At 60.5% G+C, this 14833-nt stretch carries 14 protein-coding genes; 8 read left to right on the forward strand and 6 right to left on the reverse strand.

Annotated elements, in window-relative coordinates; genetic code table 11:
* Positions 1–2 precede the first annotated feature (2 nt).
* Complete coding sequence (locus ACUNV4_RS09045; protein WP_430878188.1) at positions 3–1235, forward strand: efflux RND transporter periplasmic adaptor subunit; 1233 nt, start codon at positions 3–5, stop codon at positions 1233–1235.
* A 36-nt stretch (positions 1236–1271) separates the two neighbouring features.
* Here the strand turns inward: ACUNV4_RS09045 and ACUNV4_RS09050 are convergent, their stop codons facing one another.
* From ACUNV4_RS09050 to ACUNV4_RS09075, 6 genes are all read right to left on the reverse strand, one after another.
* Positions 1272–2219 carry a hypothetical protein gene (locus tag ACUNV4_RS09050; protein ID WP_430878189.1) on the reverse strand — a complete coding sequence of 316 codons (948 nt, stop codon included), beginning with the start codon at positions 2217–2219 and terminating at the stop codon, positions 1272–1274.
* Positions 2220–2507: 288 nt separating this feature from the next.
* The gene (locus ACUNV4_RS09055) at positions 2508–4436 is read right to left on the reverse strand and encodes a S9 family peptidase (RefSeq protein ID WP_430878190.1); all 1929 of its coding nucleotides are present in this window, start codon (positions 4434–4436) and stop codon (positions 2508–2510) included.
* Positions 4437–4964, reverse strand: coding sequence for a redoxin domain-containing protein (locus ACUNV4_RS09060; RefSeq protein ID WP_430878191.1), 528 nt, complete (start codon positions 4962–4964; stop codon positions 4437–4439).
* Positions 4965–5013: 49 nt separating this feature from the next.
* Positions 5014–5856: an ABC transporter permease gene (locus ACUNV4_RS09065; RefSeq protein WP_430878192.1), complete on the reverse strand. Its 843-nt coding sequence runs from the start codon at positions 5854–5856 to the stop codon at positions 5014–5016.
* Positions 5853–6806, reverse strand: a complete 954-nt coding sequence (locus ACUNV4_RS09070) for an ABC transporter permease (RefSeq protein WP_430878193.1) — start codon at positions 6804–6806, stop codon at positions 5853–5855. Before ACUNV4_RS09070 ends, ACUNV4_RS09065 begins: the two co-directional genes overlap by 4 nt.
* A 48-nt stretch (positions 6807–6854) precedes the next feature.
* The gene (locus tag ACUNV4_RS09075) at positions 6855–8366 is read right to left on the reverse strand and encodes an ABC transporter substrate-binding protein (RefSeq protein ID WP_430878194.1); all 1512 of its coding nucleotides are present in this window, start codon (positions 8364–8366) and stop codon (positions 6855–6857) included.
* Positions 8367–8451: 85 nt separating this feature from the next.
* Here ACUNV4_RS09075 and ACUNV4_RS09080 point away from each other — a divergent pair, with 85 nt between their 5' ends.
* The 7 genes from ACUNV4_RS09080 (at position 8452) to ACUNV4_RS09110 (ending at position 14749) form a co-directional block, all read left to right on the forward strand.
* Positions 8452–9408: an ABC transporter ATP-binding protein gene (locus tag ACUNV4_RS09080; protein WP_430878195.1), complete on the forward strand. Its 957-nt coding sequence runs from the start codon at positions 8452–8454 to the stop codon at positions 9406–9408.
* Positions 9405–10382 carry an ABC transporter ATP-binding protein gene (locus ACUNV4_RS09085; RefSeq protein WP_430878196.1) on the forward strand — a complete coding sequence of 326 codons (978 nt, stop codon included), beginning with the start codon at positions 9405–9407 and terminating at the stop codon, positions 10380–10382. Before ACUNV4_RS09080 ends, ACUNV4_RS09085 begins: the two co-directional genes overlap by 4 nt.
* On the forward strand, positions 10379–11413 hold the full coding sequence (locus ACUNV4_RS09090; protein WP_430878197.1) for a serine hydrolase domain-containing protein: 1035 nt from the start codon (positions 10379–10381) through the stop codon (positions 11411–11413). Before ACUNV4_RS09085 ends, ACUNV4_RS09090 begins: the two co-directional genes overlap by 4 nt.
* Position 11414: 1 nt before the next feature.
* Positions 11415–12539, forward strand: coding sequence for an anhydro-N-acetylmuramic acid kinase (locus ACUNV4_RS09095; RefSeq protein WP_430878198.1), 1125 nt, complete (start codon positions 11415–11417; stop codon positions 12537–12539).
* Positions 12536–13621 (forward strand): oxidoreductase family protein, encoded by a 1086-nt coding sequence (locus ACUNV4_RS09100; RefSeq protein WP_430878199.1) that lies wholly within the window; start codon positions 12536–12538, stop codon positions 13619–13621. The genes ACUNV4_RS09095 and ACUNV4_RS09100 overlap by 4 nt, the downstream gene beginning before the upstream one ends.
* Positions 13622–13714: 93 nt before the next feature.
* Positions 13715–14494, forward strand: coding sequence for a tellurite resistance TerB family protein (locus tag ACUNV4_RS09105; protein WP_430878200.1), 780 nt, complete (start codon positions 13715–13717; stop codon positions 14492–14494).
* A 129-nt stretch (positions 14495–14623) separates the two neighbouring features.
* A complete protein-coding gene (locus ACUNV4_RS09110; RefSeq protein ID WP_430878201.1) occupies positions 14624–14749 on the forward strand; it encodes a hypothetical protein in 126 nt (41 codons plus the stop codon).
* Positions 14750–14833: the final 84 nt, after the last annotated feature.

Below are 14833 nucleotides of genomic sequence, written 5' to 3' on the forward strand. Positions count from 1 at the left end.
CCATGTGGGACAGTAGAAAGCGTTCACGTGTCTATCTGAGCCTCCTGGCATTGTTGCTTCTGGCCGTTGCGCTCCTGGTGGCATTCTGGCCTCGCCCTACGTTGATCGATATCGGTGAGGTGAACCGTGGGCCGATGCGCCTGACCATCGATGACGAAGGGCGGACCCGAGTACGCGACGCCTACATGGTCTCGACACCCGTCGCAGGCAGGTTGCTGCGGGTGCAGCTCGATCCCGGGGCCACAGTGCACAAGGGGGATACGGTTATCGCTTACATGAGGCCGAGCAACCCGGCAGCACTGGATGTGCGCACGCGCGAGCAGGCCCGCGCGCTGGTGGCTGCGGCCGATGCCTCCTTGCGTGTGGCCAGGGCGGATCTCAATGCGGCCATTGCCAACCGGGATCTGGCGCGCTCGGAGCAGGATCGCACCGGTCAACTGGCGAGACAGGGCATGACCACCGAGGCCGCGGTGGATCGCACACGGCAGGAAGCACGTGTGGCGCAGGCCCATGTGGATACGGCCGAGGCGGCCATTGCCATGCGTCAGGCTGAACTGGCCAATGCGCAAGCGCAGTTGATCGGTTTCGATGATCAGGGGATGAATGCAGCGACTGCTTCCGGAGAGGGCGATATTCCCATTCTCGCACCGGCATCAGGTTCGGTTCTGCGCATCCTGCAGCAGAGTGAAACCACCCTGCCTGCAGGAACTCCCATCATGGAAATCGGGGATATCAATGGCAATCTGGAAGTGGTGGTTGATCTGCTGTCCACCGATGCCGTTCAGGTATCGGCAGGCCAGCGAGTGTTCATGGACGATTGGGGTGGCGAGGGGCTCATCGATGGCGAGGTGCTGCGGGTCGATCCCTTCGCCTTTACCAGATTCTCGGCACTGGGCGTTGAGGAGCAGCGTGTCAACACCGTTATCCGTCTGATCAGTGATGCGGAGTCCTACCGTGGGCTGGGTCATGGATTTCGGATCGAGACCCGAATCGTTGTCTGGGAATCGGACGACAGTCTGATCGTGCCGGCCAGTGCGCTGTTTCGCGAGCGCGGCGAGTGGGCGGTCTTCCGTGTTGATGAGGGGAGAACCGTGTTGCAGAGCATTCAGGCAGGTAGAAACAATGGTGTACAGGCCCAGGTACTGGAGGGGCTGGACGAGGATGATCAGGTGGTTCTGTATCCGTCGTCCGATCTGTCGGCAGGGCAGCGCGTGCAGCAGCGGCGGATTGACTAGTGCTGCAACACGTCGGTTGCCGGCCCACCGCCGGATTCAATTGACCGTGGTACGCAAGATGACCAGATTGTCGAGCATCAGGTTGGATGTCCAGATGAAGTTGGCATCCGCGCCCTCGGCGTCGAAGATATCCCTGAAACGGGTATAGGCCGGAGAGTTGCTGACATCAACACTGGCGTTGGAGTGGATGGAGGCCGAAGGCCAGATGCTGTCATTGAATGCGGGGCTCATCCAGTCGGTTGGCAGGTTCCAGTGAGCCCCGGAAAATCCCCCTGCATAATTCTCTCCGCGTGTATCACACGGTGTGCTGCGCCGAATCTGGCGAGAGGCGACCAGGCAGTTGCGATTCTTCAGCGGTGAGGTATAGAAGGTCTGTGCACGCCAGCGTCTGTTGGTGATCGCCACGGAGTTCCCGGAGGCATCCTGCAGATGAGCGATGAAGCCACCCTTACCCGGATTGAAAGCCAGACCACTGTGGTTCTCCGAGCCCAGTCCCAGGTTCTCCTCCCAGTCGACCGCCATGACGGCAATCGTGAGTGGCCGGTCGGCCTTGAATCGCACGACGCTGGAATTCAGCGGTGTATACGGCACGGGATCCACCGCCAGCAGCTTGCCGTTGACATGCAGTTCGAAATAATTGTCTGCGAGCAGGTACATCACGAATTCCTCACTGCCGCCAGCATCCAGCAAGGGAATGTCCTGCAAATCGAGTTGCGAGCTTGACGAGAGTTCGGAACCACCACACTCGTTGAACAGATCCGATGCCTTCGGGGCCGATTCGAAGTTCGTTGCCGCCGGTACTGTGCGTACACGGCTTTCGTTGGATTTGATTTCACCCACGGCGCTGTTGCGAAATTCCGGACCGCAGTCGATCAGGCTCGGAATCGTCTGTCTGGCGATACCTGTGGTGTAGGCTGCCTCCTGCGCATGCAGCGCAGGAATGCTGGTACACAGAACGATGACGGCTAGAATACGTACGATCAAGGACAGTACTCCTGATTCGTGGATGGACCGCCGAGGCGGCAGAAACGGGCGCTACTCTGAAAGGTACAGCAAAGCAGGGCAACGTTCCTGTCGAGAGTGCCTGGTGTGTAGATTATCCGTATCGGCCTCTTGGATGGATCCATGTTGTCATACCGTGAATGCCAGGATCTACGTGCATTGCCTGTCACATCACGGACCACTTGTCGATTCGACTCCCGGTGCATGAGAAAGTTGCGGTGTAGACCCTGGCATTCTCCACCGCACAGACCCTACACACGAGGTGTATCCTCAGCATTCCGGTGACAGATTGCGGATATCAACCGGTACCGTTTCTCCCGATGGTTCGAACCCGAACACCTGCCCGTAGAAGCTCAGTTCCGATCGGATGGCCGTCATGATGGTCGAGGCTTGTCGAAAACCATGTTGCTCGCCGTCGAATTCGAGGTAGGCTACCGGCAGTTTGCGGGCGTCGAGTGCATCGACGATCATGCGTGACTGGTTGGGTGGCACGATCCTGTCATCCGAACCCTGCATGACGATCATCGGAGCGCTGAATCCTTCCAGGTGGTTGATTGGCGAGCGTTCGGCGTAGACCTCGGCATCCTGCGGCCAGGCGCCGATCAGGCTGTCCAGATAACGTGATTCGAACTTGTGCGTATCGTTGGCCAGTGCTTCCAGGTCGGCCACACCGTACAGGCTGGTGCCGGCGGTGAAGGTGTCGTGAAAGGCCAGTGCCGAGAGCACGGTAAATCCACCAGCGCTGCCACCTCGAATGATGAGTCTGTCGGCATCGACATCGCCGCGAGCCACCAGGTAATTGGCGACAGCCACACAATCCTGTACATCGGCGATTCCCCATTCACCCTCGAGTTTCTTGCGGTAGGCTCGCCCGAAACCGCTGCTGCCCCGATAGTTGACATCGACGACGGCAAATCCACGGCTGGTCCAGAAGCGCTGAGCCAGCGACACCTGGGAACGGGCTGCTGATGTCGGTCCGCCATGTGCCAGCACGATCAGTGGTGGTCGGGTGCCGGCAGGCGCCTGATAGTCCGGATGGGCCGGTGCATAATACAATGCATGAGCTGTGTCGTCCGCATTGCCGCCGGTCGGAAAACTGATGACCTCCGGTGCGGGCAGAAAGTCGTCTGAAAAGGGTAGCCGCCTGGGGGTGCTGACCCATTGCCCGTCGAAATACACGGCGGACTCCTGCGTCCAGGACGCACATGAAAACGCAAGTCTGTCTCCCGAGAAGCGTACCGAGTGGAAACTGGTGCCTTCCGGAAAACCGGGTAGATGGTCGATGCCTCCCTTGAAACAGGCCGCCAGCGCCTTGCCTCGGGTATCGAAGCCATAGCGCATGAGTCCGTGGACCCAGGGTGGGTAACCGATTTCGCCATCGACCTGCAGCACCGGTTCTGCCTGACCGAGTGCATACAGCTGCCACAGATCCGAGCGATCGGACAGGTAGTGCAGGGTGCCATCCGGAGACCAGGAAGGTTCGACGATGGACTCGTTCTGACCACCGGCGACCTCACGGGTATCACTGATGGCAATGCCTTCAGCCGATGACTCCAGTTGGGCCAGCTTCAGGCAACTGTCGTCCCAGGGCATGTTCGGGTGTTGCCATTCCACCCACGCGAGTGATCGGCCATCGGGCGCAATGCAGGGTGAACCGTAGAAATCGCTGCCGGTAGCCAGCTCGATACAGTTTCCGGAACCGTCGGTGGCAATGGCCATGATCAGGTTCTCCGGCATCACTGCTTCGTCATCGCCGGCACTGTCATGTCGTTCGACAACCGCTATCAGCCAGTGACCATCGGGTGTGGGTCGCATGTCCGCATAGCGCAAGGCACGTTCCCGGGCGGGGGCAGGCGAAAGAAGTCGTGGAGATTGTCCCGGTTCGAGCGATCTGAGTCGCTGGTCGGCGTAATCGACGTACCACAGGGTGCCGTTGCCGGCCCACCAGGCGCCACCGCCGTACTCGTGCATCAGAGTGCGAACATTGGTCTCCACGGGCGTGACTTCCCGCGTGACATCATCCTGCCAGCGCATGATGGCAATGCGCCCCCCTTCAGAGGGGCGCGACTCGGCCCACCAGACACTGTCACCGTCGGGCACCACTTCGGTGATGCTGGAACCACCACTGATCAGCATCTCGGCCGTGATCGGCGATGCCCAGGTACCGTACGGCGCTTCCTGTCTCTGGTGTTGAGTCATCTATTCGACGGTTCCACGAGTCGGACGATCGTTCTTGATATTGAAATTCATGCCGTCCAGCAGCTCTTCCAGGTCTGGTCGTGCAGCGGGTCCGTTGGACAGGCAGACGATCTGGATAGCGCCATCGGGACGCAGGCAGAAGATGCCCGGCTCGGCAAAGCGACGGGGAGCTTCATCAGGGCTCAGCGGTTCGGTGATGTACAGGCCCAGGCGCCGCATGTCCTCCTCGGACAGGTCGTAGCCAACCGGAAACGTCCAGCCGAATTCCTCGACGTCGGCTGCCGCTCGCTCCTGTGTGTCTGCAGACAGGCTGATGACACGCATGCCAGCGGCCTGCCAGTCCGGCAACATGGATTCCAGCTTGTTCAGATAGCGTTTGCAGCGTGGGCAGTGCTTGCCGCGGTAGACGACCAGCAGGGTGTATTTGTCGCTGGGTGTTCCAACGGTCAGCGATGTGCCGTCGACCAGCTTGATGTCCAGCTCTGGCAGTGGCTGACCAACTGCCGGCTTGTTTGCAAAGAGACTCATGTGATGGATGTCTTGTCTGGTGGGTTGATGGAGTGAAGTGGGCAGTTTACTACTCATTGCCACGTAATCGTGGATCGAGGGTATCTCGCAAGGCATCGCCCAGCAGATTGAAACCGAACGACAGAAACAGGATGGCCAGCCCGGAGAAAACGGCTGGCCAGGGTGAGAGCATCAGAAAATTGCGCCCCTCCGACAGTGCCAGCCCGAGCGACGGTACCGGCGGCTGTGCGCCGAGACCGAGAAAGGACAGGGAGGCCTCCACCAGTACCGCTGCCGACAGCAGCAGGCTGGTTTGCACGAGAATCAGTGAGCTGAGGTTCGGTAATATGTGGTGGAACAGGATGCGAGCATCGGATGCGCCGATGGCACGAGCACTCATCACGTATTCGCTTTCGCTGACGATCAGTGCCGGCGCACGCAGCAGACGGGCGAAAATGGGCGTATAGACGATGCCGATGGCAAGCGCGGCACCCCACAGACCGGGCCCGAGAATGGCAATGACGCCGATGGCCAGCAGCATGATGGGAAAGGCGAAGAAGATATCCATGATACGCATGACGACGCGATCGAACCAGCCGCGATAGAAGCCTGCCAGCAGTCCCAGCGTGCCGCCTGTCAGCAGTGCCAGCAGCACTGCCATCGAGCAGGTCAGCAGGGAGCTGCGATAGCCATGCACGATGCGTGACAGCACATCCCGGCCCAGATGGTCTGTACCCAGCAGGTTCAGTTCACCCGGTGGTTTCATGCGCTGCACCATGACCTGATGATAGGGGTCCTGAAAACCCAGAAACGGTGCCAGCAAGGCCAGCAGCACCTGGAGCAGCACCAGCAGCAGGGCAAAGCCCAGCAAGGGGTTTCGCCGTAGAAGCTGCAGCAACACGACGGCTTTCATCGATGACTGACGCGTGGGTCGATGAGCAGGTACAGCAGATCGACGATGAAATTGACCATGACGAACGCGAAGGTCATCACCAGAATCGTTGCCTGCACCAGTGGATAGTTGCGCTCGGCGATTGCCCCCAGAACCAGTCTGCCCAGCCCGGGTATGGCAAAGACCTGTTCGATCACGATCGAGCCTCCCAGCAGATAGCCGGTGGAGACGCCGACGCTGGTGACAAAGGGAATCAGGGCGTTGCGCAGCGCGTGACGATAGACAATGCCTCGTGGGCTGACACCCTTGGCGCGTGCCGTGCGGATGTAGTCCTGACTCAAGGCATCGAGCATGGCAGAACGGACCAGTCGCGACAGATTGGCCAGCATCGGCAGGCTCAGTGCAATGACCGGCAGGGCCATGCGCTGCAGATTGGCCAGCGGGTCTTCCAGAAACGGCACATGGCCGATGGTCGAAACGCCGGGAAACCAGCTGGCAGCCAGAAAGATCATGACGATACCGAGCCAGAAGGAAGGGATGGTCAGACCGGCAATCGCTCCCATGCGAACGGCCAGTTCGCTGACACGGCCCCGGGCCGATGCCATGAAGCAACCCAGGGGCACAGACAGACTGGCGCCCACCAGAATGGACAGAAACGTCAACTCCAGGGTCGGCCAGATATTGGCGGCTATCTCGCTGGTGATGGGGCGCCCCGTCCAGATGGAGGTGCCGAAGTCTCCCTGCAGAGCAGCGCCTATCCACTGCAGGTACTGCAGGGGCAGGGGCTGGTCCAGCCCGAGCCTGGCACGCAGTTCCAGCAGTCGTTCGGGGGTGATTTCGGTGTTGGCGCCCAGCATGATGGCCACCGCATCACCGGGTATCAGGCGGATCATCAGGAACACGATGATCGACACACCCAACAGCACTGTCAGCAGTTCGAGCAGGCGCGTGACGAACTGGCGAATCGTCATCCAGCGTATTCCGGTGTGATGGCCGCCCTGGTCACGCTCACCCGATCATCAGTCCTCGACGCTGGCATCGAGCAGGCTGGCCAGACGGCCGGTCGAGAGTATCTCGAAGCCGCTGACCTTGTTGCCGACCGCTGTCGTCATGTCACTGTAGGCCAGATGGGCCACGGGGCCTTCGCAGGCCAGCTTGGTCTGCACCTTGTCGTAGACCGATTTGCGCTGATCCGGATCAACCAGTCTGCGCCCGTCGTCCAGCCAGGCATCGATCTCGGCGTCGGCATACTGGAAGACATTGGTTGATCCGCCGCTGCGAAAGGTACGGTAGAAGTATTCGTCCGGGTCCGGGCTGCCACCGTTGGCAGAGACAAACAGATCGAAGTCCGAATTGCGCCAGTCCTGCACGAATTCACCGATCTCCTTGTTCAGCAGCTCGATCTCGAAGCCACCGGCGGCCAGCTGTTGCTGGATGACCTGAGCGATATCGCGGGCATCCTGACGTGGCAGTACCAGCAGACTCAGTTTCACCGGTGTGTCGATACTGGCCTCTTCGAACAGGGCAGTGGCCTTGTCCACGTCGGTCTGGTAGCACCCGAACTCCTGCGTATCCACTGCCCAGGTGGCCAGTGCCGGGGACAGCGGGCCGGCCGGTACGCCTGCGCCGAACAGCGCACCGTTGATGATGTCCTGTCGATTCAGCAAATGGTTGATGGCCCGTCTGACCGGCGCCTGATCCAGTGGCGGGCGACTGGTATTCATGCCCAGCAGGGTATAGGCCACATCACGAGTGGTCTGCAGTGTCACTGCCGGGCTGGCCTGCAATTGCAGGGCGGTTGCCGGGTCGATGGCGGGTAGCAGGTCGTATTCGCCGCTGCCGATGCCTACCTGGCGAGTGGCGGACTCGGGCACGAAGTGCACCTTGACTTCATCGATCTTCGGCAAGCCGTCGACCCGGTAATCATCGAATTTCGTCAGGCTGATGTGACTGTTGGGCTGCCAGTTGTCGAACTTGAACGGTCCGGTGCCCACCGGTATCTGTTGCAGGGCCTGTTTGTCCAGCTCAAGCTCCGCCGGTACGATGGCGATGCCGGAGAGCGAGGACAGGATGGCGGCGAAGGGTTCATCCAGGTTCAGAGCGATGGTGAAGTCGTCAAGTACCTCCATGCTGGTGATCGGTGTGACCCGACTGGCCAGTGGGGATGCGATCTGCTCGCTCTGGACGCGGCGTATCGATGCGGCGACATCTTCTGCATCGAAGTCCGAACCGTCGTGGAAGGTGACGCCTTCGGGCAGCGTGAATTCATAGCGCTTTCCATCGTCACTGACGGTCCAGCTACTGGCCAGGCCGGGCACCACGGACAGGTCCTTGTCGATGCGTGTCAGTCCTTCGTAGACGGTACTCTGCACGATGACAACCGAATTGAAAGCCGTGATCAGGTGAGGATCCAGTCCGGCTGGCGAGGAGTCGATGGCAATATCCAGGGTGGCGGCATTGACGGCACCCAGAAACAGTGAGCCGACGCCGAGAAGCAACGCAGGGACCGGTGTGATAGCGGGTTTTTTCATGGGCAATGGCCTGCAGGCGTTGGCGAAATGTTGATCGAGCTTATGATAATGTGCCACCAGTGACAACACAGGGCGTTTGATCAACATGCCGACGGAGCCATTGCTGGCCATCGAAGGGCTGAGCGTGACTCTGCGGCACGCCGCCGTGGTGCGGGATCTGAGCCTGCGGCTCGATGCCGGAGACATGCTGGGACTCGTCGGTGAATCCGGTTGTGGCAAATCGGTGACCGCGCTGTCGGTACTGGATCTGCTGGAAGACTCGCCACTGACCATCAGTGCCGGCGCGGTGCGCTTTCAGGGGCAGGATCTGCGAGCACTGGATGCGCCTGCTCTACAGCGTCTGCGTGGCAATCGCATCGCCATGATCTTCCAGGAGCCCATGACCTCGCTCAATCCGGTTTTCCGGATCGGCGACCAGATAGCCGAAGTGTTGCAGATTCACCGCGGCAGCACGCGGCAACAGGGTAGACAGGCGGCCGTCGCCCTGCTGGAACGGGTTGGCATGGCATCGCCGGAGAGCATGATCAGACGCTACCCGCACCAGCTCTCGGGCGGGCAGAGACAACGGGTCATGATTGCCATGGCGCTGGCCTGTGAGCCCCAGCTGCTGATTGCCGATGAGCCCACCACGGCACTGGATGTCACGGTGCAGGCACAGATTCTGGAGCTGCTGGACCAGCTGCGCCGGGACACGGGCATGGCGGTATTGCTGATCACTCATGATCTGGGGCTGGTGCGTCAGTACTGTGACCAGGTGGCGGTCATGTATTGTGGTCAGCTGGTGGAAGTGGGGTCGTGTGACGCGGTTTTCGAGCGACCCGCTCATCGTTATACCAATGCCCTGCTGCAATCGGTACCTGCGTTGAACTCACCGGGTAGCCGCCTGCCGGCCATCGAGGGTCGAGTTCCTGCGCCCGGGCACTGGCCGCCGGGCTGTGCCTATGAGCCACGTTGTGCCTACGCGATCAAGGATTGCGCGCAACGCATGCCAGAGCTCGAATCGGGTAACAGGACGGTGCGCTGCTGGAACCCGGCCTCATGATGCTGCTGCAGGTGCAAGACCTGACCAGCTCCTTCAGGACTCGCGAGGGCAAGACCCTGCGCGCGCTGAATGCGGTGTCCTTCAATCTGGCCAAAGGCGAGGTTCTGGGGATTGTCGGCGAGTCCGGCTGCGGCAAATCGACATTGGCCAAGAGCGTGTTGCGGCTGATCGGGGTCGAGCGGGGTTCGGTGCGCTTTCACGGCCAGGATGTGATGCGCATGAGCAAGGCAGAGCTGCAGCGTGCGCGGCAACGCATGCAGATCGTGTTTCAGGATCCCTTCGGATCACTGAACCCCAGACATACCATCGGCAAGATCATCCGGGAACCTCTGCAAGTGCACGGAGTCGGTTCGGCTCACGAACAACAGTTGCGGGTTGTCGAATTGCTGGAACGGGTGGGGCTGTCCGGTGACGTTCAGACACGGCATGCGCACGAGTTCTCCGGCGGGCAGCGCCAGCGTATCGCCATTGCCCGTGCTCTGGCATTGCAACCCGAACTACTGGTGGCCGATGAGGCGGTATCTGCGCTGGATGTGTCGGTGCAGAGCCAGATCATCAATCTCATTACCGAGCTGCAGGCAGAGTTGGGCTTGTCGCTGTTGTTCATCAGTCATGACCTGTCTGTCATACGTCACGTCAGCGACCGCATCGCGGTGATGTATCTGGGGCGTATCGTCGAAATCGGAGAGGCGCGTGCCGTGATGAACCAGCCGCAGCATCCCTACACGCGGGCGCTGATATCCGCAATACCGTCTCTGAGCACGAAACACGCGCAGCGCATCGTCCTGCAGGGCGAACTGCCTGACCCGACCGATCCACCCGCAGGGTGCAGTTTCCAGACGCGCTGTCCGCAAGTGCATGAACAATGCCTGCGACAACGACCCGAGCTCAAGGCCGTGGTCGCGATAACCGATAACAGAAACCTGCAGGCCACTCATCTGAGTGCCTGCCACTTGAATGAAACAACACCATGAGGCCTGATACTGGCGGTATATCGGAGGGTGCGTTCAAACGCGCGGTCTCCCTGCTGGATGAACAGATCGATGCCGGCCGCATCCCCGGCGCTGTGCTGGGCACCGTCGACATCGGGGGGCAGCGTCGCCTGTACAGCCGTGGCCTGGCGCAGGTATCGCCTGAGCGGCGAGCCATGCAGGACGACACCTGGTTCGATCTGGCCTCCCTGACCAAAGTCATCTTTACCGCGCCGCGCATTCTGCAGCTGCTGCGCGATGAAGCAATCGATCTGGATGAGCCACTGACGCGCCTGCTTCCGGATCTTCGCCAGTATGACAACGATGCCTGGGAGCGCAAGGTCAGCTTTGCCCAATGCCTGGGTCACCAGAGCGCGTTCCCGGCGGTTGAACCCATATACACCTATGGCAGGGATGCCGAACTGTTGCGCGCCTTTGTCCTGCAACGCGAGTGGCGGCAACGCAGTGCGCCACCGGTCTATTCGGATATCAACTTCATTCTGCTGGGACTGGCGCTGGAGAGGTATCACGGGGTCCGCATCCGGTCCATGCCTGCGGGGCCGGGCTTTGCATTCGAGGCGCCCGCCGAACATTGCGCAGCCACCGAATTCTGTACCTGGCGCCAGCGGCTGATCTGCGGCGAGGTGCACGATGACAATTGCAACGCCCTGCAGGGCGCCGGACATGCGGGGTTGTTCGGTACGGCCGGTGCCGTGCTCGATCATGCGCAGGGTCTGCTGCAGGGCACGGCCGCCTCGCCGGCGGTCATCGATGCCATGCGCACACCGGTGTCGGACACACGGACGCTGGGCTGGGAGCGTGCCCATACGGGGTGGTCGGGTGGGAAATTCTGTTCTGCCGGGACCATCGGGCATACCGGTTTCACGGGGACAGGCTTGTGGATAGATTTCGACGCAGGGTGTGCCTGGACCTTGCTCAGCAATCGCATCCATCCCACGCGTCATGCGGACAGCGGTATCGTTTCCTTGCGCAGGGATGTGTCCGATGCACTTACCGCTACCGGAGATCTGTAGCATGCAAGCCCGATGGGCCGTTGGCCTGATGACCGGAACCGTACTGGATGGCAATATCGATGTGGCACTGTTGCGCACCGATGGTGTCGATATCGAGAGCTTCGGCCGATACGCGCTCAAGCCTTATGATCGGACCACACGCCAGCTACTGATCGAGGCACTGGCACAGGCTCGCCACTGGCAGTTTGCCGCCGAGGAACCGAGCGTTTTCGCCGAGGCCGAGGAGCGGCTGACGCTGGCACAGGCTGCCGCTGTGCAACAGCTGGTGAGTGAGGCGGGCCTGAGCATGATGGATATCGACGTGGTCGGTTTCCATGGGCAGACGGTCCTGCACCGGGCACCCACGGCAGAGACTCGGGGTGCGACCCGGCAACTGGGTGACGGCGCCTTGATGGCCAGGACCCTCGGTTGCACGGTGGTGCACGATTTTCGCAGTGCAGACGTGCGCGCCGGTGGACAGGGCGCCCCCTTGTCGGCCATCTATCATCAGGCTCTGCTGACGCGCTCGGGGGCGGACTCGTCCACAGCCGTGCTGAACCTGGGCGGCGTGGCAAACCTGACCTGGACCGATCATGCCGAATCACTGATCGCCTTCGATACCGGTCCTGCCAATGCACCACTGAATGATTTCATCAGCCGACTGGGCCTGGGAGAGATGGACCACGATGGTCAGCTGGCTGCAGCCGGGACGGTGGATGAATCGCGTTTGGAGCAGTTGCTGCAACACCCGTATCTGACGCAGGCCTGGCCCAAATCGCTGGATCGCAATGATTTCACCGCGAGCATGGCTGAAGGGCTGAGTGCTGCAGATGGAGCTGCCCTGTTGACAGCCTTCACCGCCGCGGCGGTGGGCAAGGCCCTGGATCTGTTGCCACAGCGACCGTCGAAGCTGATTGTCTGTGGTGGGGGGCGACACAATCCGACACTGATGCGGGCGCTTGCGCAACGTGCAGCACCGGTGTGCGAACCGGCGGAAGTACAGGGCTGGCGAGGAGATGCCATCGAGGCAGAATGCTTTGCCTACCTGGCCATGCGAACCGTGCGAGGCTTGCCGATCAGCTTTCCGTCGACCACAGGTGTCAGCCAGGCCATGTGCGGCGGTGTCGTCTCGCAGGCAGGTCGATGAGCGCGTCTGACAGGCAGGTCGATGCGGCGGCTGAAACCCTGCTCGAATCCGCCATTGCTGCGTTCATCCGTGGGGCTGTCGGCGCGCGTCACGCCGCACCGAGCAATCACTTGCAGACCCTGTGGGGCGGCCAGGGAAGTCTGCTGCGCTGGAGCACCGATGTTCCGGGGCATGAATCGCTCATCGTCAAGTACATTGCTCCCGATCGAGATGCCTCTCATCCGAGAGGCTGGAACACGCAGCAATCGTTTGCACGCAAGGCGCGATCCTATGCCATCGAATGCCATTGGTACGAGCATTATGCAGTGCGCTGCCATGCCCGGTGCAAGGTGCCACGGCTGCTGGGAATCCATCGGGATGAGCAGTGCAATCTGCTGTTGCTGGAGGATCTGACACCAGCGTATCCACGTCTGCGTGATCGCCTGAATATCATCGAGGTGCTGCCCGGTCTGCATTGGCTGGCTGAGTTTCATGCCTGGTTCATGCACGAACAGGCAACCGGTCTGTGGCCGCGCGGATGCTACTGGCATCTCGATACCCGGCCCGATGAATGGCAGGCGATGAGTGATGGTCCGGTCAAGATGGCGGCGAGCTGGCTGGATGAGCGACTGCAACAGGCACGCTTTCAGACACTGGTTCACGGTGATGCCAAATTGGCGAACTTCTGTTTCAGTCATGACATGACACGGGCATCGGCGGTGGATTTCCAGTATGTGGGCAGAGGTTGTGGCATGAGCGATGTGGTCTATTATCTGGGCAGCTGCCTGTCAGAGAATGACTGCCGGGAACACGAGGAATATTGTCTGTCGAGCTATTTCAGGCAACTGCATGCGGCCTTGCAACGTCGTGCTGACGGGGCAGCTCCGTCAGCCTCGGGTGAGCAGCAGGCATCGTTCACCTGGACGTCCGGTATGGGGCAGCAGCTGGAGCAGGAATGGCGATCCCTGTACGCTGTTGCGTGGACCGACTTTCAGCGATTTCTGCTGGGCTGGATGCCGGATCATGCCAAGGTCAATCGTTATGGGCACGAGTTGGCGATGCGTGCCCTGCAGGATTGGCCCGGACAGACAGCGGACTCGTGATGCTCGACTCGCCGGTGCACAGATGAAAATGTCAGCCGATGCTGACGCTCTGGAGCCATTCACACTGATTGAACTCTACACAAGGTAACTATCATGGATGCAAAGGCAATTCTGGATGGGCTGCTGGACAGGACACAACGCGCCACGCAGGCCGGCATGAACATGGCGGAGGAACGATCACTCATTCCACCGGCTGGTAACGAACGCAACGCGATGCTGAAGGGGGTGGGTACCGGTGCACTGGCTGCGGGTGCCATCGCCTTGCTGTTCGGCAGCAAGGGAACACGAAAGTTTGCCGGCAAGGCTGCAAAGCTGGGCGGTACGGCGGCCATCGGCGGGCTGGCGTACAAGGCCTACACCGAATGGCAGGCGCAACAGGCAGCGCAGGGTGGGGCTGGCAATACAGGACGACCTGACGTGTCGACAGCTGGTACGGGTGCGTCAGCGCAGCCCTTTTCCGGCACGTTGGATCTGGATCAGTTCGAGCAGATGGGAACGCCAGTGTCCGATCTGGTTGATGACGAAGCCACTGCACGCTGCGAGTCCATCATCCAGGCCATGATCAGTGCGGCACGCGCCGACGGGCATGTCGACGATGATGAGATGGCTCTGATCACACGTCAGATCGCCAGTTTCGAGCTGGAAAGAGATGTGACATCGTTTCTGCTGAGCGAGCTGAACAAGCCGGTCAGTGTCGATGCCATCGCCGCTCTCGCCGATACGCCGGAGACTGCAGCGGAGCTGTATATTGCCTCGGCCCTGGTCGTGGACATGGAAAGTCAGGCTGAGCGAGCCTATCTGGATGAGCTGGCTGCGGCCATGCAGATCGACCCGGGACTGATTCCGCACCTGGAAGCACCCTTGAAGGAGTGAGTGGCTGCTCAGAGGGCGAATCGACAATGATTCGGGCAGATCATCAGTTTTGAAAAAAACTGGTATGGTAGACTTGATTGTGTCCGGTGAATCAGCCTACCATTGCAGCACCTTCACAGGAGCATGCAAATGCGTCTGGACACACCTTCACGTTTGACGCTGCCCTTGTGGTCGGTGAACGTCGACCTTCTGGAGATGTTCGCCATCGGTGTCAGCGCGCGTGCAGGTACTCAGGCTGTTGAAAGGAACGAGTGAAGCGTGGCCGTATCTGCTTCATGAATATTTGCCATGTGAGTCAGTAGCCGAACGGTGAATCCGGTAGATGTCGACAGACTACCG

This window comes from Granulosicoccus sp. 3-233, assembly GCF_052681095.1.